We start from the raw sequence: 21,231 nt of genomic DNA, 5'->3' as shown, positions 1-21,231 counted from the left end.
CCGACGAAAGCCGTCGCCCCGAATGGCGCGGATTTCCGAAAGGACCGAACAGGGTTCGCGCGAAACTTGTACGGCCGGGCTTGCGCAGGACCAATCGGTCGCAGGGTGCTCGGTACAGACAGAGCGGCAGCCGCTTATCCAAACAATGTATCGGACAACAGCTTCACGTTCAGGATCACGATCACGCCAGCGACGATCCACGCGATCGCGGCGACGTAGGCGGGAATCGCAAACTTTCCCATCTTGCGGCGGTCGGAGACGAAGCGGACCAGCGGGATGACGGCGAAGGGCAACTGCATCGACAGCACGACCTGGCTGAACACCAGCAAATCCGCCGTGCCGCGCTCGCCATAGATCGCGGTGACGACGATCACGGGGACGATGGCGATGCCGCGCGTGAGCAGGCGGCGCGCCCAGCTCGGCAGGCGCAGATCGAGAAAGCCCTCCATCACGATCTGGCCGGCGAGCGTCGCCGTCACCGTCGAGTTCAGGCCGGAGGCGAGCAGCGCCACCGCGAACAGCGTCGAGGCGATGCCGAGGCCCAGGAGCGGCGACAACAGCTCGAACGCTTGCCCGATCTCGGCGACATCCGAATGGCCGCTCTTGTGGAATGTCGCCGCGGCGACGACGAGGATCGCAGCGTTGATGAACAACGCCAGCATCAGCGCGATGGTCGAGTCAGTCGTCGCCCATTTGATTGCTTCGCGCCGGCCTTCATCGTTGCGCTCATAGGCGCGCGTCTGCACGATCGACGAGTGCAGATAGAGATTATGCGGCATCACGGTCGCGCCGATGATGCCGATCGCGATGTAGAGCATCTCGGGGTTGGTGAAGATCTCGGCCTTCGGCATGAAGCCGTGCACGACCTCCGCGACCGGCGGCGCGGCGGCCACGATCTGGACCGCAAAGCAGACCGCGATCACGGCCAGCAGCGCGATGACGAAGGCTTCGAGGAAACGGAAGCCGCGGTTCATCAGGAGCAGCAGCAGGAAGGCATCGAGCGCGGCGAGCAGCGCGCCTCCGATCAGGGGAATGCCGAACAGGAGTTTCAGTGCGATCGCGGTGCCAATGACTTCGGCGAGATCGCAGGCGATGATCGCCGCCTCGCAGGCGAGCCACAACAGGAAGTTCACCGCCGGCGAATAGGTGGCGCGGCAGGCCTGCGCGAGATCGCGGTCGGTGACGATGCCGAGCCGTGCCGCCAGCGATTGCAGCAGGATCGCCATCAAATTCGAGAGCAGGATGACCGAGAGCAGCGTGTAGCCGAACTTCGAACCGCCGGCGAGGTCGGTCGCCCAGTTGCCGGGGTCCATATAGCCGACGGAGACGAGATAGCCCGGGCCGACGAAAGCGAGCATCCGGCGCCACCAGCGGCCCGCGGCCGGAATGGCGACCGTGGCGTTGACCTCGGGGAGGCTCTTGGTGGCGGGCGCGTCAGTGCGCCAGCCAGCGGTGTCGGGGGTCAAATCAGGCGATCGGGCATCCATACGACGAGAATACCGATGTCGAGGCTTATTGCAACTCATTTGCAACTGCATCTAGTGGCATGGGTTCCCGCCCGGGCCGTTGTTCGCCGCCCTGTCGGGAAGCGGGTGGGTTTGGCGCCCCTCGGCGCCGAATATTGGCGCCAACCCGACTTTGCAGGAAATGCGCCATGTCAAACCCGCCTCGCCTTCCCGACACCTTTAGCCGCCTTGCCTGGTCCAACCTCGCAGCGCAGTCGGCCGAACAGATCGCATTGGCGGCGGCTCCCATCGTCGCGGTGCTCACCCTCGGGGTCGCGGAAGGCCAGACCGGCCTGTTGCAGACCGCACTGACCCTGCCCTTCGTGCTGTTCGCGATTCCGGCCGGCCTGCTCGCCGACCGCATCTCGCGCCGCTCGCTGATGGCAGGAGCCGAGGCGCTGCGGGCCGCGGCGCTCGCCGCCATCGTGCTACTGCTCGCGCTCGGCGCGCTCAACCTGCCGCTGCTGGCGCTGCTCGGCTTCGCTGCGGTGTGCGGCACCGTCGTCTACAGCGTGGCCGCGCCGGCCCTGGTGCCCTCGCTGGTGAGCGCGGAGCTGTTGCCGGCGGCGAATGCGCGGATCGAGCTTGCGCGCACCATCGCCTTTGCCAGCGGACCTGCGCTCGGCGGCGCGCTGGTGGGCTGGTGGGGCGCAAGCCCGGCCTTCGGCTTCGCCGCGGCGCTCTCGGCGATTGCGGTGGTGCTGCTGGCCGGCATCTTTGAACCCGCCCGCGCGCCAGCGCCCCGCCGCCATCCGTTGCAGGACATTCGCGAAGGCGCGGCTTTCGTGTTTCACCATCCGCTGCTGCGGCCGGTGTTCATCACCCAGTTCATCTTCAACACCGGCTGGTTCCTGCAGATCGCCGTGTTCGTGCCCTACGCCGTGCGCCATCTCGGCCTCACCGCCGCGGGCGTCGGCACGGTGCTGACGATGTACGGCGTCGGCATGGTGATCGGCGCGCTGCTCGCCACCCGCGTGATGCAGCGCATCAGCTTCGGCACGGTGGTCGGCCTCGGCCCGGTCACCGGCTTCATCGCCGCACTGGTCATGGCGCTGACGGTGCTGGTCCCCTCGCCGTGGCTCGCGGCCTTGAGTTTCTTCCTGCTCGGCGTCGGGCCGATCCTGTGGGTGATTTCGACCACGACGCTGCGCCAGTCGGTGACGCCGCCACGCCTGTTGGGACGCGTCTCCGCCATCAACATCATGAGCTACGGCGCGCGCCCGCTCGGCTCTGCGCTGGGCGCGGTGGTCGGCGGGCTCTGGAGCGCGGAAGCGTGCCTGTACCTGGCGACCGCCGTGTTCGGCGTGCAGGCCCTGGTGATCTGGCTGTCACCGGCCGTGGCGCTGGACCGGCAGCCGGACATGGTGGGGGACGAAGTGCCGGCGCGGTGCTAGCCACAACCATCCGTGTCCCGGCTCTGCAGTGCAGCGCTGAAGAGCGCTGCAGTGCGTCCGGGGCACGAGGAGAGAGTACGCACTGCTCCCACACCGTTGAAACAGCGGAAGCTAATTCGCCAGGTACCGCTCGTAGCTCCCCGTCACGGGCTCGCTCGCGTCGACATCAGGATCGAGCGTGTAGAGATCCTGCGCACGGCCGATGCCGCGCAGCGCGTAGCGGCCGGTGGAGACGAGATAACGGCGCCCGGTGGCATCGAGGCCCTTGTAGAACTCGGATGACGCCAGCAATTCGCGGTCGACCGAGCGGCTCATCGAGGCGATACGGCTGACCTCGTTCACGGTCGGACCGACCACGGTGAAGTCGAGCCGGTCCTCGCTGCCGATATTGCCGTAGAAAACCTGCCCGACATGCAGGCCGATATAGGCTGACGTCGTCGGCCGCCCCTCCGCCGCCCGGCGGGCATTCAGCGCCGCGATATTCTTGCGGAACAGGTGCTCGGCGCGTAGCGCCGCGCGCCGCGCATCCGCCATGTCCTCGCCCCAGAACATCGCAAGCACGCCGTCGCCGATCAGCTTGAGCACATCGCCGCCGGCCTCGTGAATCGCGTCGATCACGGCTTGCGCATAGTCATTGAGGAACGGGATGATCTCGTCGGGGCCGATGCTTTCGCTGATCCCGGTCGAGCCGCGCAGATCCGAGTACCAGAGCACGGCGTTGATGCGCTCGGTGACGCCGCGCGAGATCCGCCCGCGCAGCACCTGCTCGGAGGCGTCGCGGCCGAGATAGACGCGGCCGAGCGTGCGCACGATGTCGACCTGCTGGGCCGACTTGATCGCAAGACCCAGCACCGGCACGAGATCGCGCAGCGCGGCAAGTTCGGCTTCGGTAAAGCCATCGTCCCGCCGCGTCGTCCAATAGGAGTAGAGGCAGTCCATCTGCCCGAGCGCTCCGCTCTCGCCGAAGCGGTGCACGAAAGCCAGGAAATGCCGGTGGCCATGTTCGGCGAGGTCGCCGATCTGCGAGAAATCGAGCGACGGCGCATCGGCGAGATCGATCACCATCTCGTCGTGGCCATGCTCGAGCAAATGATAGAACACCGAGCGGCGCCAGTTCTTGGCCGCATCGCCCTCTGCCGTCGAGCCGTACTCGACGACGTCGCTCTCGTTGCTCGGCGTATCGCTCCAGCGGAACGCGCGGCCCTCATAGATCGGATGCAGCGTGTCGATGACGACGAGGCCGCGCGACAATGCGAGCCCCTCGGCGCGGCATCGCTCGCAGAAGCCGCGCAGCAGCTCGGGTTCGGGCAGGCCCGTAAGGCCCTGGCTGGCGAGCCAGTTCGTCAATGAAAGGCGCGAAGTTATTTGCATGCGCCATTATGGCGCGCATTCGTGACGAACGAAAGGCCGCGCGGACATGGCAACCAAGGCTCCCGCCCGCAGCAGATCGAATATGCCGCAGGCGCTGTTGACGCGCTCTCGCTGCAGGGGGCAAATGCAATCGATGATACAGACGACCAGAAATACGGTGATATGAGCCAGCGCCAGCTTCCGATCATCCTGGCACTCGGCACCACGCAGACGCTGGCCTGGGCTTCGAGCTATTATTTGCCGGCGCTGCTCGCCGATCCCATGGCGCGCGAGCTCGGCGTCTCCTCCAACTGGATTTTCGGCGCGTTCTCGGCCTCGCTGGTGATCTCGGCGATGCTCGGCCCGCGCATCGGGCGGCAGATCGACCTCGTCGGCGGCCGGCAGGTGCTGTCGGCCTCGAACCTGACCATTGCCGGCGGCCTTGCGCTGCTTGGCTTCGCACACTCCATCCCAGTGATGGTGCTCGCCTGGCTCGTGCTCGGCATCGGCATGGCGATGGGACTCTACGACGCCGCCTTCGCTGCGCTGGGGCGCATCTACGGCACCGAGGCGCGCAGACCCATCACCGGCATCACGCTGATGGCGGGCTTTGCCTCCACCGTCGGCTGGCCGCTCACCGCCTGGGGCCTCGCCCATATCGGCTGGCGCGAGACCTGCTTTGCCTGGGCGGCCGCCAATATCCTGATCGGCCTGCCTCTCAACTTCTTCATGCTGCCGGTGATCAAGGGCGCCAAGCAGGCGGCGGCCGCGGCCGAGAAGCCGCATCTCCCTCTTGACCGCACCATGCTGCTGCTCGCCTTCATCTTCGCGGCGGTCTGGACCGTCACCGGCGCAATGGCCGCCCATTTCCCGCGTATCCTGGAGACGACAGGCGCGACGCCTGCCGAAGCGATCGCGGCCGGCGCCCTGATCGGCCCGGCGCAAGTCGGCGCACGCATGCTCGAGGCCGGCTTCCTCAGCCGCTTCCATCCGCTGTGGTCGACGCGGCTTGCCTGCCTCACCCATCCGATCGGGGCGGTGATCGTGGCGATCTTCGGCGGCGCCGCGGCGAGCGCGTTCGCGCTGTTCCACGGCTCGGGCAACGGCATCCTGACGATCGCGCGCGGCACGCTGCCGCTGTCGATCTTCGGTCCGAAGGATTTCGGCTACCGTCTCGGCATCATCGGCGCCCCCGCACGCATGGCGCAGGCGGTGGCGCCGCTGGCCTTCGGGCTGCTGATCGACCTCATGGGCGCCAAGGTGCTGATCGTCTCCTCCGCGCTCAGCCTCTCGGCGCTGGCGGCGCTGTTCCTGATCCGCACCAAGCCGCGGCCGGATTGACCGCGCTGCCGCTTTCGCGCACAAGCGGGCCATGACCGACGACCACAGCCCGCCCCGCACCTTCAAAGGCCTGCTGCGCTGGGCGACCACGCCGCCACAGGCCTGGGGCGTCTATCTCCTCGCCGTCCTCTTGGTCTGGCTGCTCTCGTTCTATGCCGGCACGCTCAAGCCGAAGAAGACGCCGGAAGCGAGCCCGCCTGCCGCGAGCGCACCGAAAAGCTGATCCGCCTTCAGTCGTAAAACTCCGGCGCCAACTTCTGGCTGTCGCGCTGGGCCTTGTCGTGGTTGATCCAGAGCTGCGCCTTCTCCTTGGCGAGGATGTCGGCGATCTTCTGCATCGAGGCCGCGGTCTGGTCCTTGTCGACATTCATGCTGGGCACGCGGCGATGGTCCCAATTGTCTTTGAAGTGCACGGCATCGCCTGACAGCACCACCGCCCCGGTCTTCGGCAATTTCACCAGGAGCGACTGGTGCCCGGGCGTGTGGCCGGGTGTCGACAGGATGGTCATGCTGCCGTCGCCGAAAACATCCTTGTCGCCATTGAGCAGCTCGGCCGGATGCGAGGGCTTGAACCGCGGCGCGTTGTTGGCGCCGGGCCAGTCATATTCGGCCTTCTGCACATAGAGCACCGACTGCGGGAACAGTTCGACATTGCCGATATGGTCCGGATGCGTGTGCGAGACCGCCATCGCCTTGATGTCGTCGGGCTTGACGCCGAGCTGCTCGAGCTGGGCGGCCAGCGTCTTTGGCCGGCGCCAGGTGACCGCCTTGGGATCGGCGGGCGCGAGACCGTTCGGCATCGCCGCGACGGCATCGGGGATGCCGGTGTCCCACAGGAACCAGCCCTTGGCGTGCTTGATGAGATAGCAGGTGTCGACGAAATCCATCGTCTTGCCTTCGTTCACCCCGGGCGACCAGCGCGAGATGTCGCCCGCGGTGCCCTCCCCGCAATTGAGCACGTAGAGCTTTTCGACGCCGGTCTTGTCCGATTGCGCGTGCGCCGCAAAACCGGACAGAGCGAGTGCTGCGATGGCGAACGCGAGCGTGATCCTGGGCATCATGTTGTTCTCCCGTACAGCCATGCAGGCCGTGACCGAGGATCAACCCCGGCCCGTTCACAGAATTCCGCAAGGCCCCGCGTCAATGCGGGCAGGTCTCGACCTCCACCGTGACATGGCTGAGGCCCTTCAGTCCGGCGAGCCGCCGCTTGTAGACCGCCGGCTGCCTCGGCTTGTCCGACACCACCGAGAGCAGCACGGCACAATGGCCGGGGCCGACCTGCCACAGATGCAGATCAGTGACGCGGTCGTCGCCGACCTCCATGCGCGCCCGGATCACCCGCTCCAGCTTCTCGTCGGCACGCACGTCGAGCAGCACCGCGCCTGATGACTTGACCAGGCCGAACGCCCAGCTCGCGATCACCACGCTGCCGATCAGGCCGACCGCGGGATCGGCCCAGACCCATCCCGAATACATCGCCACCGCGAGCGCGGCGATCGCCAGCACCGAGGTCGCGGCATCGGTCATGACATGGACATAGGCCGCGCGCAGATTGTTGTCGTGATGATGGTGGTGATGGCCGGGGTGGTCGTGGTCATGATCGTCGTCATCATGCGCATGGCTGTGGCCGTGCTCATGGCCGTGATGGTGATCATGGCTGTCGCGCAGCAGCCACGCGCTGAGGAGGTTGACGCCGAGGCCGAGGACGGCGACCGCCATGGCTTCGCCATAGACGATCGACACCGGATTGATCAGCCGCAGCACGCTCTCATAGGCGATCTCGACCGCGATCAGGCCCAGGATGATCGCGCTGGCGAACGCCGCGAGATCGCCGAACTTGCCGGTGCCGAAGGTGAAATGCGCATTCCCCAGATGCCGGCGCGCGAAGCGGTAGGCGAAGGCGGCGATGCCGAGCGCGGCCGCATGGGTGCCCATGTGCCAGCCGTCGGCGAGCAGCGCCATCGAACCGAACAGCGAGCCGGCGACGATCTCACCGACCATCATGACCAGCGTCAGCACGACCACGAGCCAGGTGCGCCGCTCGTTCTCGTCGTGTTTCTCGCCCAGGAAGGCGTGGTCGTGGGTCCATTGTTCGATGGAATCGGAATGCATCGAATTCTCCAGGGGATTCAGGTCTGTCGGGGTTCAGTATAGCCCGGCCGGCTGCACTTTTCGAAGGCTCAATCGTCCCTTCGGATTGACAGTGCTTCTTAGTTTCGGTGTAATCTGAGCCATGGGGATTTGAGCGATCTCCCCACGAGGCGACAAGCCCAAGCATCGCGTCCCGTTCGGTTCTTGCGAGGACGCATCATGTCTACATTCACGACCATATCATCTGACAAATTGGCACGGCTGATCGGCACGGCGAACGGCCCAGTCCTGATCGACGTGCGCACCGAGGAGGATTTTGCTGCCGACCGGCGGCTGATCCCCGGCTCCATCAAGCTCAGCCACGAGAATGTGACGGAATGGGGCGGCGACTTCGCCGGCCGCCGGGCCGTCGTTTCGTGCTTCCGCGGTGAGAAGCTTGCCCAGGGCACCGCGGCCTGGCTCCGCCAGCTCGGCGTGGAGGCCGAAACGCTGGAGGGGGGCTTCGAGGGCTGGAAGGCGGCCAAGCTGCCGCTGGTCGACGCCCGCAAGCTGCCGCCGCGCGATGCCAAGGGCCGCACCGTCTGGGTCACGCGGGCGCGACCGAAGGTCGATCGCATCGCCTGCCCCTGGCTGATCCGCCGCTTCGTCGATCCCAAGGCGGTGTTCCTGTATGTAGCGCCGTCCGAGGTGGTCGCCGTCGGCGAGCGCTTTGGCGCCGCACCTTTCGACATCGAGAACGTGTTCTGGAGCCACCGCGGTGAGCTCTGCACCTTCGACGTCATGATCGAGGAGTTCGGCATTGCCACCCCGGCCCTGCTCCGGCTTGCGACGCTGGTGCGCGGTGCCGACACTGCGCGGCCGGATCTCGCGCCGGAGGCGCCAGGCCTGCTCGCGGCCTCGCTCGGGCTGTCGCGCATGTATGACGACGACCTCGAACAGCTCGAGGCCGGCATGTTGCTGTACGATGCCTTCTATCGTTGGTGTCGCGATGCCACGGCCGAGACCCACAACTGGCCGACCAACAAGGTGAAGGCGTAATGGATAGCCGTAACGTTCAAGCAGGAGCTGATGCCGGTCACGGCATCAGCTTCAACGAAGCCTTCCGCGTCTGGCTTCGCGTCGCCTGTCTGAGCTTCGGCGGGCCCGCGGGCCAGATCGCGGTGATGCACCGCATCCTGGTCGAGGAGAAGAAGTGGATCTCCGAAGGCCGCTTCCTGCATGCGCTGAACTATTGCATGCTGTTGCCGGGCCCGGAGGCGCAGCAGCTCGCCACCTATGTCGGCTGGCTGATGCACCGCACCGCCGGCGGGCTGATGGCGGGCGGCCTGTTCATCCTGCCCGGCATCATCGCCATCATGGCCCTCAGCTACGTCTACGCGGCTTTCGGCAATGTCAGCTTCGTCGAGGCGCTGTTCTTCGGCCTCAAGGCCGCGGTGCTCGCCATCGTGGTCGAGGCCGTGGTGCGCGTCGGCAAGCGCGCGCTGAAGAATCGCATCATGATCGCGCTCGCGGCCATCGCCTTCGTCGCGATCTTCTTCTTCGCGGTGCCCTTCCCGATCATCATCATCGCCGCCGGCCTCATTGGCTATGCCGGCGCACGCAGCGGCCGCGCCGAATTCGCCCCGACCGGTCACGGCCATGGCGGCAGCGGCGCCGCGATCGACAGCATGCTCGGCGAAGCCGTGCCCGAACACGTCAAACCCAACACCGCGCGCACGATCCGCGTCGGCGCGTTGTGGCTCGCGCTCTGGCTGGTGCCGGTGATCGTGTTGTTGCTCGCGCTTGGGCAAGACAACGTGTTCAGCCAGATCGCGCTGTTCTTCTCGAAAATGTCCCTCGTCACCTTCGGCGGCGCCTATGCGGTGCTGGCCTACGTTGCCCAACAGGCGGTCGAGCACTATCACTGGCTGAAGCCGCACGAAATGCTGGACGGTCTCGGCATGGCCGAGACAACGCCGGGCCCGCTGATCATGGTGCTGCAGTTCGTGGGCTTCATGGCGGCCTATCGCGACCCGAGTGGGCTGTCGCCGATGCTCGCAGCCACGCTCGGCGGATTGCTCGCGACCTGGGTCACCTTCACGCCCTGCTTCCTCTGGATCTTCGTCGGCGCCCCCTATATCGAGCGCCTGCGCGGCAACACCGGCCTTGCCGGCGCGCTCAGCGCGATCACCGCCGCCGTGGTCGGCGTGATCCTCAACCTCTCGATCTGGTTCGCCCTGCACACGCTGTTCCGAGAGACGGTGCCGGTGCATGCGTTTGCGCTGAACTTCGACATGCCGGTGCTGACCAGCGTAGACATCCCCGCGCTGGTGCTGTCGATCGCGGCGGCGACTGCGATCTTCCGGTTCAAGCTGGGGATGCTGACGGTGCTGGGGGCAAGCTGTGCCGCGGGCGTGGTGCTAAGGCTGGCGGGGGTGATTTAGGGCAGATCGTTCGCCACGTCCGGTTTGCCATTGAAGGCGGCGATGAAATTCAGGCGCTTCAGGGCAGCTTTGGGCCAAACAGCGACATCGTAATAAATGCCCACGGCCTCAGGCCATCACTATGAGCCGACGGTCAACAACGTTGACTGATAAAAATCAATGCGGATTAGACAATTCGTGTTTTTGCTCCGCGTCGTATGTCGATGGCCTATTGACGAAATGCAGCGTTACAGGAGCAGCCTATGAGGAAGCCTCTTCACATGTTTGTATCCTCGGTCTGCCTTCTGGCAATCGCGGGCATCAGCACACTTGCTGGAGCCCAAACTTCCGCTCCTGGAGTAATGGCGCTCGCGCCGTCCGAAATGAAATGGATGCCGCAAGGTGGCTTGGTACTTCCAGGAATGGAGCAAACAAACCTGGTGGGCGATCCAACCAAGCCCGGACCCTACACGGTCCGTTTAAAGTTTCCCGCCGGGTACAAGCTTGCCCCACATACGCACCCGGATTCCCGGGAAGTGACGATTCTGTCGGGGACTTGGTATACTGGTTACGGTGAAAAGTTCGATCCGGTATCGCTGAAAGAACTTCCCGCTGGAAGCTTTTACACCGAGCCCGCAAACGTCGCCCACTTCGTCGAAGTACGCGAGGCTGTGTTGATCCAAGTCAGTGGCACAGGACCGAGTGGACGCAAGTTCGTCAATCCGGCCGGCATTCCGAAATAGTCTTGGGCGGGCCGGCTTTGGTCGTAAGCGCCAGATCGATCCGCAGCCATGCGCTTCCGGTCTACCCAATGAGCCGACAGTCTGGGGCGCCCGCCCGGACTTCGTGTTCGGGCCATAAGCGATCATTCCGGCTTCTCGCCAATGACAGGGACGTTGCCGCGCGGCAGGGTAATGATGACCTCAGTAAATACCCCGGGTTCGGTCTCCACGTCGATCCTGCCGCCATGCTGCTTGACGATGATATCATGCGTCATCGAGAGGCCGAGGCCCGTCCCTTCCCCGCTCGGTTTGGTGGTAAAGAAGGGATTGAACATCTTTTCCTTCACTTCAGGCGGGATGCCGGTGCCGTTATCGCGAATCCGGATTTCGACAGCATCGCCGAGGTCCCTCGTGGCGGCACTGAGGAGAGGCTCAAAGCTGTCGTCGTTTAGTTCGATCTTTCGTCGCGCCGCCGCATAAAACCCATTCGAGATGAGGTTTAATAGCGCCCGGATGATTTCCTGCGGATACAGGTCGAGCGCGCCTGCGTTGAGATCGAGGTCGTGCCTGAGAGTTATTGTAAAGCCGGGCTTCTCGGCGCGTGCACCATGAAAGGCGAGGCTAAGACTCTCCTCGACCAGCCTGTTGATCTCGGCCGACCGACGTTCGCCAGAGCCCTCGCGCGAGTGAAGCAGCATATTCCTGACGATGGAGTCAGCGCGTTTGCCGTGCTGCACCACCTTGCCGAGATTGTCCTTCAACAGGCCGGTGATCTCGTCAACGTCGGCACGAAGCGTCTGGTCCAGCGCGGCAGGCTCGAGTGCACCCTTCAGTTCATCCGTCAGCTCGACCGAAAGGGCGGCAAAATTATTGACGAAGTTGAGCGGGTTCTTGATCTCGTGCGCGATGCCCGCGGTGAGCTGGCCGAGCGAGGCAAGCTTTTCGGTCTGCACCAGGCGGTCCTGTGCGGTGCGGAGGTCGTCGAGGGATTGCGAGAGATCGTCGGTTCGCTGCCGCAGCTCCTTGAGCAATCGTGTGTTTTCGATGGCGATCACCGCTTGTGCCGCAAAATTTTCCAGCAACTCGACCTGCTTGTCGCTGAACTCTTGCACTTCCTTGCGGTAGACAGCAAAGCCACCGACAAGCTCGCTCTCCTTGAGCATCGGCACAATCAGAATGGTGCGGGCTCCGGCGACCTTGTAGATCAGATCGTCGGGATGCTCTGTGGCGATATCGGCAATGTGAACCAGCGCCTTGGTCTCGACGAGGCGCCCCAGCGAAGGCGCCCCATCAAACGGCGCGATGAAGTGTGGCGGCGTTTCCTGGTCGGGCGCGTACAATTGCGGCACGTTTTGCGCGGCCATTCGCGCCACCCGCCGCAACCTGTCGCCCTCGTATAGGAGCAGCGTCCCAAAACTGGCACGGCAGATGCGCACTGCATTTTCCAGCATGGCCTCGAACACCGGCCCAAGTCCGCCAGGCGAACTGGATATGACTTGTAGCACTTCCGACGTCGCGGTTTGCCGCTCCAGCGCTTCCCTCGTTTCATTGAACAGCCGCGCGTTCTCGATGGCGATCACCGCCTGGTCTGCAAAAGTCTCGACTAACTCGATTTGTTTCGCGGTGAAGGAGCTTCGCCCAAGCAGACTTAATACTCCAAAAACCCGACCTTCTCGTATGAGAGGAACACCGAGCGCCGCCCGGAAGCCCATCAGCCTTTGCGCTGCCAACCGGGTAAATTCAGGATCAACAAGGACGTCAGGGATATGGACAGTACGCCCTTCGACAATCGTTCGCCCAAAAATCGTGCCTCGGTCCGGTTTGGGCGATTGGCGCGCTAAATGGTCGCGCCACTCAGGAGTACAGCCATAGTCCGCGGCAAGACGGTAGGTTGAGCCATCTTGATATCGGACAGTTCCGATATCGGCTTCGCATAAGCGACATGCCGACGAGAGCAACGTGTTAAGCACGGGTTGCAAGTCAAACGTCGAGCGGCTGATCACCTTCAGCACATCGGCGGTCGCGGTCTGCTGTTGCAAGGACGTCTCCAGGTCGCGGGTTCTGGCCTGCACCTCGTCGAAAAGCCGCGCATTCTCGATCGCGATCACGGCCTGGTCGGCGAATGTTTGCAAGAGTCGAATTTGCTGCTCTGAAAATGCCGTCGGCTCCGCTTTGCCGACCGTTATGGCCCCGACAGATTTTCCCTCGTGAAGCAGAGGAACCGCGAGCACCGCCCGCCATCCTCCGGCCAGCGCGAACTCCCGCGAATACTCGGGATCCGCAAGCACGTCGGGGATCTGGACGATCGCACGGTCGAGGATGGCGCGCCCGCCGACGAAGGAACGATTGATCTGCCTGAGGTCCTGACGCTCCTTAATTTGATTTAAGGCCGTGGCGGAAAAATTCTTCGTAGCGGCGAAGCGAAGACGATCGTTGTCGTGTAAATATACAACGCTGAATATGGCACCGCAGAGACGCGCAGCGCTCTCAACGATCGCCTCGAATACAGGTTGGGCATCCACCGGCGACTTGCGAATGATGCTCAGCACTTCGCTGGTGGCAGCCTGTTGCTGAAGTGCCTCGTTGAGTTCTCTGGTCCTTTGGCGAAGTCGATAATTTAGAGCGTCGTTAGATAGGACCGACGCAGGCAACTTGCCAGCCTTGCTTCTCTGCTGACGTCGCCCCTTCCCAGGTCGAACCTTGTCACCGCGTTGCCGCATGGTCGCACTCTACCGTTCCACCGATATTCAATTCTAGGCGAAAAGCTGGCTTTCACGCCATGGGGGCATCGTCCGCTTTGGGCTCACAAGCGGCCATCCCACCGCTGTCGGATCCTGGCTCGGTCACCGCCCGTAAGCCGACATTCAGGCGCTTGAGATAAAGGGCAATTCTGGGCCCGGATCAGCTAATTCAGAGAGGCCGTTGCCCGTCGGGCAAAATAGCCCGGTCAGTTTGACCACACCGCCTGTCAAGCCCAGTCCGACAAAATATTCCACTTTACCGAAATTCGGATTTATCGTACACACGAAACACCCTGGCCCGTCACAAGGGGCGGATCGCGATCGTCACGAACCGCGGGCTGGGCAGCGATGGACGCGACGGCGCCGGCGCGACAGGCATTGCAGGGCGGGACGCCGTGAGCAATGGCTTTCGCGTGAACGACACGGCGCTGACAGCGTCTTCGCATGGTTTCGGGGGCGAGCACACGCCACCCCCCGGATTCCCAGCGAGGACGCGCGCGGACGGAGAAGTCGTGTGGTCCCGACGCCCGGGGTTCTGGCGTCAAGCCTTTGCGGTGATGCGGCGGCCAACCGGTGCGCGCATCAACCCGCCGCAAGGCGACGGGGGCAATAGTGCAACGCTCCCCGAGGAGAGCACGAAGGACACCGTTAAAACCATTCGCGCAGGGAAGGCCGGGCGACCGGCATCACCTGTGGTCCACCCCGTGTGCATCTTTCACAGCGCACGGATCTCGGGTGCCGCCGGCGCCCGGCCTTCCCTGCGCCCTCGTCATTTTCGAGGGCGAACGAGAAGCAAAACTCGGGCGAGCCGCGCCGCGAGAAGGCGATGCTGTGTCTGCTGTTTGAGATGTGTATCGGAGCTACGACCCGTCCAGCCTCACTCTCGGTGTCATCGCCCGGCTTGACCGGGCGATCCAGTACTCCGAGACGGTCGTGATTGAAAAGAGAGGCCGCGGCGTACTGGATGCCCCGGTCAAGCCGGGGCATGACACCACCGTTATGGTAACAGCGCGTCCAGCTGCCCTACCCGATCACCCTGCCGAACTTGTTCGACTTCGGGAAACCCTTCGGCGGCAAGCGGCCGGCGTCGGCGCGGGTGCCTTGCCATTCGCTGAGCTCCTTAATGGTCGCGGAGAATTCGCGGCCCGCGGAGTCCTTCCAGGTCAGGCCGGCCTTGGCCTCGAACACGGCGACGTCCGAGAGGCCGCCGTCCTTGTACTTCTGCAAGCGCACGCCGCGGCCACGGGCCATCTCCGGCACCTGGTCGAGCGGGAAGACCAGCATTTTGCGGTTCTCGCCGATGACGGCGACGGTATCGCCCATCACCTCGGTGATCGCGCGCGCCTCGTTCGGCATGTCGACATTGAGGACCTGCTTGCCCTTCTTGGTGGTGCCGACGCAATCGTCCTCGTTGACGACGAAACCCTGGCCCTCATGGCTCGCGACCAGGAATTTGCGTCCGCCCTTGTTGACGAACAGCGCGACGGGCGCCGCCTCCTGCTCGAGGTCGATGAACAGGCGGATCGGCTCGCCATGTCCGCGCCCGCCCGGGAGCTTGGCGACATCCAGCGTGTAGAACTTGCCGTTGGTGGCGAACAGCAGGAGCTTCGAGGTCGTCTCGGCGAAGAAGGCGAAGCCGAGCTTGTCGTCCTGCTTGAAGGCGAGCCCCGAGAGGTCCTCGACATGGCCCTTCATGGTGCGAATCCAGCCCTTGTCGGACACGACGACCGTCACCGGCTCGCGCTCGACGAGGGCTTCCTCCATCGCGGCGAGATCGTGCTCGGGCGCGTCGGCGAAGGTGGTGCGGCGCTTGCCGAGCGGCGTCTTCGGCCCGAACATGTCGCGGACCTTGCCGACCTGCTCGCCGACCTTCTTCCACTGCTCGGCTTCGGAGGCGAGCACGCCCTCGATGCCCTTCAGCTCCTTGCGCAGATCCCTGTCTTCATTCCGGATCTCCATTTCCTCGAGCCTGCGCAGATTGCGCAAACGCATGTTGAGGATGGCTTCGGCCTGGACCTCGGTGAGCTTGAATGCCTTGATCAAGGCCGGCTTCGGCTCGTCCTCGGTGCGGATGATCTTGATCACCTTGTCGAGGTTCAGATAGGCGACCAGATGGCCGCCGAGCACTTCCAGCCGGTGCTCGATCTGCGCCTTGCGGTAATTGCTGCGGCGGATCAGGACGTCGCGCAGATGGTCGAGCCATTCGCGCAGGCACTCCGCGAGCCCCACCACCTTGGGGACACGGCCCTTGATCAGGACGTTGAGGTTCAGCGGAATCTTGTTCTCGAGCTCGGTGAGCCTGAACAGCGATTCCATCATCAGCGCGGGATCGACGTTCTTCGATTTCGGCTCGATCACGATGCGGACGTCTTCGGCCGACTCGTCCCTGATGTCGCCGACCAGCGGCAGCTTCTTCTGGTCCAGCAGCTCGGCGACCTTCTCGATCAGCCGCGACTTCTGCACCAGGAACGGGATCTCGGTGACGACGACGACCCAGGTGCCGCGCGCGCCCTCCTCCTGCGTCCACCGCGCACGGACGCGGAACGAGCCGCGGCCGGTGGTGTAGGCTTCAGCGATGGCCTGCTTGGAATCCACGCAGATGCCGCCGGTCGGGAAGTCCGGCCCCTTCACCCATTTCAGCAGGGCCTTGGATTTCGCGTCGGGCTTCTCGATCAGGTGCAGCGCCGCGTCGCAAAGCTCGGCGGCGTTGTGCGGCGGGATCGAGGTCGCCATGCCGACGGCGATGCCCTGTGCGCCGTTGGCGAGCAGGTTCGGGAAGCCGCCGGGCAGCACGACCGGCTCCTTCGACTGGCCGTCGTAATTGGCGCGAAATTCGACGCCATCCTCATCGATGCCGTCGAGCAGAAGCCGCGCGACGTCGGTCATGCGCGCTTCGGTGTAGCGGTAGGCGGCGGGGTTATCGCCGTCGATATTGCCAAAATTGCCCTGGCCGTCGACCAGCGGGTAGCGCGAGGAGAAATCCTGCGCCAGGCGCACCATGGCGTCGTAGATCGCCTGGTCGCCGTGCGGATGGAACGAGCCCATCACGTCGCCGACGATCTTGGCGGACTTTTTGAAAGCGGTGCCGGGGTCGAGCCTGAGCAGGCGCATGCCGTAGAGGATGCGGCGGTGGACCGGCTTCAGGCCGTCGCGCGCGTCGGGCAGCGCGCGGTGCATGATGGTGGAGAGCGCATAGGCGAGATAGCGCTCTTCCAGCGCTTCCTGCAGCCGGACCTCGTGAATTTCAGCCGGTTCTTCCGGCGGAACGATTCGTTTTCCCATGCCGCCCGGTTAAACCGTGGAAGGGAATCGGGCAAGGATGGATTGGTTCCCTGTGGGCGGCTACTGCCCTGCCCAGCCGGCGGTCACGGTCGGAGTGGTGGCCTGGGCCGGCGCCGGCACATTGGTCAGGCACCGCCGGGCAGCCTCGATTTCGGCCTCCGTCGCACCCTTCGACCGCGCCCATGTCTCTGCAGCCGCAGCGGAATATTTGGCTACGTAGTACCGGACGACGGTGCAGGAGGCGCGCCGAAACACGCCCGGCTGCGGCTCGCCGGCCATGGCATCGGGCGCGAACGCGAGCAGCGCCGCGGACAAGGCGAATCCCCTGATCAACATTTAGGCTGTCCCCCGTTGTGGAACCCAGCGAGGCCAATTCAACCGCCCCGATTTCGTTCCCGGGAACTCCATGTCGGAGGACAAGGCAGAGTCCCGTTTCGCTCATGGCGCGGGAATCGCGGCCCTCGCCTGTTGCCGGATCAGGGCGTTGATGAAGCCCGCGCGTGCGTCGGAATGGCCCTGCCCGCGCGGCTCCAGCACGTGACGCAGCAGGAACAGGCCGGTGAGCCGAAAGCCATCCTGAAGGTCCTGTTCGGAAAGTTCGCTGGCGGCTTCGCCGTGTCGCAGAAACGGCGGCAGCCGCAGCAGCCGGTCGCGCCACGGCTCGCCAGCATTGCGCGACACCGCCCCGCCGGACTTCGGCGAGACGTAGATCAGGTCGGTGGTCTCGCCGGTGACGGCGCAATTCTCCAGCGCCAGCCCGAAGCCGAGCTCGGCCAGCATCGCCAGCTCGAAATGGATGAGGTGCACGGCGGCGCTGCCGATGTCGTCGAAATCGTCGAGCGAATGCTCGAGCCGCGCAAAGATATCCTCGTGCGGATCACGCTCCGGCAGCAGCCGCGCAATCGAGGCGAGATGAGTGACCCCGTAAACGCCGTGGGACGATCCCAGCAAGGTGGCCGCGCGCAGCTTCAGCCCCTCGATCGCATAGGTGCCGAGATGCTCGTCGAGCCTTGCCCGCCACACCGCGCTGACGCTGTTGCCAGGCTGCAGCAGCGGCCGCATCCGCGAGCCGGCTCCACCGCGGACAAGGCCGAGATGCCGGCCGTGCGCGCGCGTCAGGAGCTCGACAATGGCGCTGGATTCGCCATGCCGCCGCACGCCCAAGACGATGCCTTCGTCGGTCCATTCCATGGGGTGAAGTGTAGCCCATTTCGCGCTGTCGTAGGGTGGGCAAAGCGAAGCGTGCCCACGGATTTGATCGACGTGGTGGGCACACGGCGCGCAAGGTGCGCGCCTTTGCCCACCCTACGGCACCGTGCAAGACGCTACGCGTTGAACCAACCCTGCGCGTCGCCGGTGAAGGAGAAGTACAGGCCCATTGTCGTCAGCACGCAGGAGACGATCTCGATGGCGCTGTCGAGCTCCAGGCCCTTCTCGCCGATGATCTGGCCGAGCGAGATCACTGACAGCACGAGCGCCGCCGCCAGCACCCAACGCGGCCAATTCTTGCGATGATGTGCGGCCAGCCTAACGAAATAAACGAGGAGCAGGATCATGCCGCCGGCGAGCAAGGTCCCCGCCATGATCATCTGTTCGGTCGTCTCGGCGCTCGGCGTGCGGTCCTGTACGGCAACGGACAAGGCGTCCAGCATCAACGATGCATAGAGCAGCGCTTCGAAGCGCCGGACGTTACTGGGCACGCTCATCGGATACCGATCGTTTCTTGGTTATTCCCTGGGGAAGTCCAGACCCATCTCGCGATAGCGATCGGGATCGTCGCCCCAGTTTTCGCGCACCTTGACGAACAGGAACAGATGCACCGGCACGTCCAGGATCTGCATCAGTTCTTTCCGCGAGTCCGCGCCGATCGACTTGATGGTGGCGCCGCCCTTGCCGAGCACGATCTTGCGCTGGCTTTCGCGCTCGACGAAGATCGTCTGCTCGATCCGCACCGACTTGTCCTTGCGCTCCTCCCACTTGTCGGTCTCGACAGTGGACTGGTAGGGCAGCTCCTGGTGCAGCTTCTGATAGATCTTCTCGCGCGTGATCTCGGCCGCCAGCTGCCGCATCGGCGCGTCCGACATCTGATCCTCAGGGTAGAGGTACGGGCCCGGCGGCACCATTTCCGCAAGCGTCCTGCGGATGTCGTCGACGCCGTCGCCGGAGATCGCCGAGATCATGAAGGTCCGCGCGAACTTCATGCGCTCGTTGGCAGCCTGCGCCAGGGCGAGCAGCTTCTCGCGCTGGACCAGGTCGACCTTGTTGATGACGAGGATCTTGTCGTGATTGACGCTGGCAGCCTTGGTGAGGATTGCCTCGGCTTCCTCGTCGATCCCGGTCTTGGCGTCGAGCAGCACGCAGACGAGATCGGCGTCATGCGCCCCGCTCCAGGCGGTCGAGACCATGGCACGGTCGAGCCGCCGCTTCGGCAGGAAGATGCCGGGCGTGTCGACCAGGATGATCTGCGCGTTATTCTCGATCACGATGCCGCGGATCAGCGCACGCGTGGTCTGCACCTTGCGCGAGACGATCGTGACCTTGGCCCCGACCAGCGCATTGACCAGCGTGGACTTGCCGACATTCGGCGCGCCGATCAGCGCAACGAAGCCGCAACGCGTCGCGGTAGGCATCTCGCCACTTGCTTCAGCCGTCATTGCCGCCGCCGACGCCTTCGCGTTCGATCATCACCGATGCTGCTACCTTCTCTGCCGCGCGCTTGCTGCCGCCGATGCCCTCGGCCGGCGCCAGCCCCGGCAGGTCGACGGCGACGCGGAACTGCGGATCGTGATGCGGGCCGGTGCGCTCGACCTCGCGGTAAACCGGCGTCGGCAGCCCCTTTCCTTGCGCCCATTCCTGCAGCACGGTCTTGGGATCGCGCAAGGGACGGCGCGGCTTGTGCATGCGCTCGGTCCAGTTACGTTTGACGAATTCGGACGCCGCTGCGTAGCCGCCGTCGAGGAAGACGGCGCCGATCACGGCCTCGCAGATGTCGCCGAGGATGGACTTGCGCAGGCGGGCATCGGCGCTGGAGCCGACCGAGCCGAGCTTGATGTCGTCGAGCAGGCCGAGCGACTTGGCGACGTCGGCGCAGCTTTCCTTGCGCACGAGCTCGGCAAGACGCTTGGAGAGCTCGCCCTCATCGGCGTTGGGGAAGGCGTGATAGAGCATATCGGAGACGACGAGCCCGAGCACGTGGTCGCCGAGGAATTCCAGCCGCTGATAGCTGTCGCCCCGCTTGCGCCCGGACTTCAGCGCCGAGACATGCGTGATCGCCTGCATCAGCATATTTGGGTCGGCGAAGCTGTGGCCGATGCGCGCCTCGAGCGCCGCGTTGGCATCGGTGCCCTTGGCCTTGCTGCTCCGCGCCCGCTTCTTCTTGGCAGGCGTCTTCGGTGCAGCTTCGCTCTCAGGAGCGGCTTGCGCCTCGTTCGGTTGGATCGCGATGTCCTTGGCTTCGTCTTTCATCGGACGATTTTGAAGAAGCGATTCCAGCGCACCGCCCACGGCCAGCGCCAGAACATCCAGGCATGCTCGCCTTCGGCGATGGAGAAGAAGATCATCTGGGCGCGGCCGATCAGATTCTCCTTCGGCACGTAGCCGACCTGGCCGAGAAAGCGGCTATCGGTGGAGTTGTCGCGGTTGTCGCCCATCATGAAGAAATGGCCTGATGGGACGGTGTAGACGTTGGTGTTGTCGACGTAGCCGTTGTCGGCGCAGTCGAGCGTCTCATAGGAGACGCCGTTCGGCAGTGTCTCCTTCCAGCGCTTCACCCGGGAGATGCCGCCGCCTTCCGAGCCGCAGGGCTCCTCGCCGACATATTCGCTCATCCGCTGCCGCTCGACCGGCGTGTCGTTGATGTAGAGCAGCCCATCCCGCATCTGGATGCGGTCGCCGGGAAGGCCGATCACGCGCTTGATGTAGTCGGTGGAATCGTCCTTCGGCAGGCGAAACACGACGATGTCGCCGCGGGCCGGGTCCGAGCCCCAGATCCGCCCGGAGAACAGCGGCGGCGAGAACGGGATCGAATAGTGGCTGTAGCCGTAAGAATATTTCGAGACAAACAGATAGTCGCCGACCAGCAGCGTCGCCTTCATCGAGCCGGACGGGATATTGAAGGGCTGGAACAGGAATGTGCGGATCACCAGCGCGATCAGGAGAGCGTGGATCACAACCCGGATCGTTTCGCCGACGCCGCTCTCAGTTTTCGTTCCCGAAGTCACGCTCATTGCTCTCTCAATTCCGGCCGGCGGTCACAGAGCGCCCTCCTCCCGCGAAGAGCCCACCGGTTCGCGGCGCAAGGAGATTGTCCTGATTCTGATAGTGAGGGCCAATTCCGGCGTAAAGCCGAATTCGCCCAGGCTGATTTGCGCCCGCGGACTTTTAGACGGTTGTCGGAGGCCACG

Annotated in this window: 18 protein-coding genes; 6 read left to right on the top strand and 12 right to left on the bottom strand. The window is 64.5% G+C overall.

Annotated elements, in window-relative coordinates; genetic code table 11:
- Positions 1–134 precede the first annotated feature (134 nt).
- A complete protein-coding gene (locus XH84_RS29565) occupies positions 135–1,487 on the bottom strand; it encodes an Nramp family divalent metal transporter (protein ID WP_128920627.1) in 1,353 nt (450 codons plus the stop codon).
- 167 nt (positions 1,488–1,654) lie between these two features.
- Between XH84_RS29565 and XH84_RS29560 the strand changes: the two genes are divergently transcribed.
- Positions 1,655–2,899, top strand: coding sequence for an MFS transporter (locus tag XH84_RS29560; RefSeq protein ID WP_128920626.1), 1,245 nt, complete (start codon positions 1,655–1,657; stop codon positions 2,897–2,899).
- A gap of 111 nt (positions 2,900–3,010) precedes the next feature.
- Here the strand turns inward: XH84_RS29560 and XH84_RS29555 are convergent, their stop codons facing one another.
- Complete coding sequence (locus tag XH84_RS29555) at positions 3,011–4,270, bottom strand: adenylate/guanylate cyclase domain-containing protein (RefSeq protein ID WP_128920625.1); 1,260 nt, start codon at positions 4,268–4,270, stop codon at positions 3,011–3,013.
- A gap of 162 nt (positions 4,271–4,432) precedes the next feature.
- Between XH84_RS29555 and XH84_RS29550 the strand changes: the two genes are divergently transcribed.
- Both XH84_RS29550 and XH84_RS29545 read left to right on the top strand, forming a co-directional pair.
- Positions 4,433–5,590, top strand: a complete 1,158-nt coding sequence (locus tag XH84_RS29550) for an MFS transporter (protein ID WP_128920731.1) — start codon at positions 4,433–4,435, stop codon at positions 5,588–5,590.
- A 31-nt stretch (positions 5,591–5,621) separates the two neighbouring features.
- On the top strand, positions 5,622–5,813 hold the full coding sequence (locus XH84_RS29545; RefSeq protein WP_128920624.1) for a hypothetical protein: 192 nt from the start codon (positions 5,622–5,624) through the stop codon (positions 5,811–5,813).
- Positions 5,814–5,820: 7 nt separating this feature from the next.
- Here the strand turns inward: XH84_RS29545 and XH84_RS29540 are convergent, their stop codons facing one another.
- Positions 5,821–6,651, bottom strand: a complete 831-nt coding sequence (locus XH84_RS29540) for an N-acyl homoserine lactonase family protein (protein ID WP_128920623.1) — start codon at positions 6,649–6,651, stop codon at positions 5,821–5,823.
- Between the two features lie 79 nt (positions 6,652–6,730).
- Positions 6,731–7,702, bottom strand: a complete 972-nt coding sequence (gene dmeF / locus XH84_RS29535; protein WP_128920622.1) for a CDF family Co(II)/Ni(II) efflux transporter DmeF — start codon at positions 7,700–7,702, stop codon at positions 6,731–6,733.
- Between the two features lie 198 nt (positions 7,703–7,900).
- Between dmeF and XH84_RS29530 the strand changes: the two genes are divergently transcribed.
- From XH84_RS29530 to XH84_RS29520, 3 genes are all read left to right on the top strand, one after another.
- Positions 7,901–8,719 carry a chromate resistance protein ChrB domain-containing protein gene (locus tag XH84_RS29530; protein ID WP_141933377.1) on the top strand — a complete coding sequence of 273 codons (819 nt, stop codon included), beginning with the start codon at positions 7,901–7,903 and terminating at the stop codon, positions 8,717–8,719.
- Positions 8,719–10,104: a chromate efflux transporter gene (chrA, locus tag XH84_RS29525; protein ID WP_128920620.1), complete on the top strand. Its 1,386-nt coding sequence runs from the start codon at positions 8,719–8,721 to the stop codon at positions 10,102–10,104. Before XH84_RS29530 ends, chrA begins: the two co-directional genes overlap by 1 nt.
- A gap of 260 nt (positions 10,105–10,364) precedes the next feature.
- Positions 10,365–10,826, top strand: coding sequence for a cupin domain-containing protein (locus XH84_RS29520; RefSeq protein ID WP_128920619.1), 462 nt, complete (start codon positions 10,365–10,367; stop codon positions 10,824–10,826).
- Positions 10,827–10,948: 122 nt separating this feature from the next.
- On the opposite strand, the gene XH84_RS29515 is transcribed toward XH84_RS29520, so the two are convergent.
- From XH84_RS29515 to lepB, 8 genes are all read right to left on the bottom strand, one after another.
- Positions 10,949–13,354, bottom strand: coding sequence for a GAF domain-containing protein (locus XH84_RS29515; protein WP_245471888.1), 2,406 nt, complete (start codon positions 13,352–13,354; stop codon positions 10,949–10,951).
- A gap of 1,215 nt (positions 13,355–14,569) precedes the next feature.
- Positions 14,570–16,828: a DNA topoisomerase IV subunit A gene (parC, locus tag XH84_RS29505; RefSeq protein WP_128920616.1), complete on the bottom strand. Its 2,259-nt coding sequence runs from the start codon at positions 16,826–16,828 to the stop codon at positions 14,570–14,572.
- Between the two features lie 60 nt (positions 16,829–16,888).
- On the bottom strand, positions 16,889–17,164 hold the full coding sequence (locus tag XH84_RS29500; RefSeq protein WP_128920615.1) for a hypothetical protein: 276 nt from the start codon (positions 17,162–17,164) through the stop codon (positions 16,889–16,891).
- Positions 17,165–17,266: 102 nt separating this feature from the next.
- Positions 17,267–18,019, bottom strand: a complete 753-nt coding sequence (recO, locus tag XH84_RS29495; RefSeq protein ID WP_128920614.1) for a DNA repair protein RecO — start codon at positions 18,017–18,019, stop codon at positions 17,267–17,269.
- Between the two features lie 134 nt (positions 18,020–18,153).
- Positions 18,154–18,534: a hypothetical protein gene (locus XH84_RS29490; RefSeq protein ID WP_128920613.1), complete on the bottom strand. Its 381-nt coding sequence runs from the start codon at positions 18,532–18,534 to the stop codon at positions 18,154–18,156.
- Between the two features lie 21 nt (positions 18,535–18,555).
- Positions 18,556–19,482 (bottom strand): GTPase Era, encoded by a 927-nt coding sequence (gene era, locus XH84_RS29485; RefSeq protein ID WP_128920612.1) that lies wholly within the window; start codon positions 19,480–19,482, stop codon positions 18,556–18,558.
- On the bottom strand, positions 19,472–20,293 hold the full coding sequence (gene rnc / locus XH84_RS29480; RefSeq protein WP_128920611.1) for a ribonuclease III: 822 nt from the start codon (positions 20,291–20,293) through the stop codon (positions 19,472–19,474). The genes era and rnc overlap by 11 nt, the downstream gene beginning before the upstream one ends.
- A complete protein-coding gene (gene lepB / locus XH84_RS29475; protein ID WP_128920610.1) occupies positions 20,290–21,054 on the bottom strand; it encodes a signal peptidase I in 765 nt (254 codons plus the stop codon). Before lepB ends, rnc begins: the two co-directional genes overlap by 4 nt.
- Between the last annotated feature and the right edge of the window lie 177 nt (positions 21,055–21,231).

The organism is Bradyrhizobium nanningense (assembly GCF_004114535.1).
GTDB classification, from domain to species: Bacteria; Pseudomonadota; Alphaproteobacteria; order Rhizobiales; family Xanthobacteraceae; genus Bradyrhizobium; species Bradyrhizobium nanningense.
Note: the sequence above shows the minus strand (reverse complement) of the source record. Positions and strands in the feature narration are given on the sequence as shown.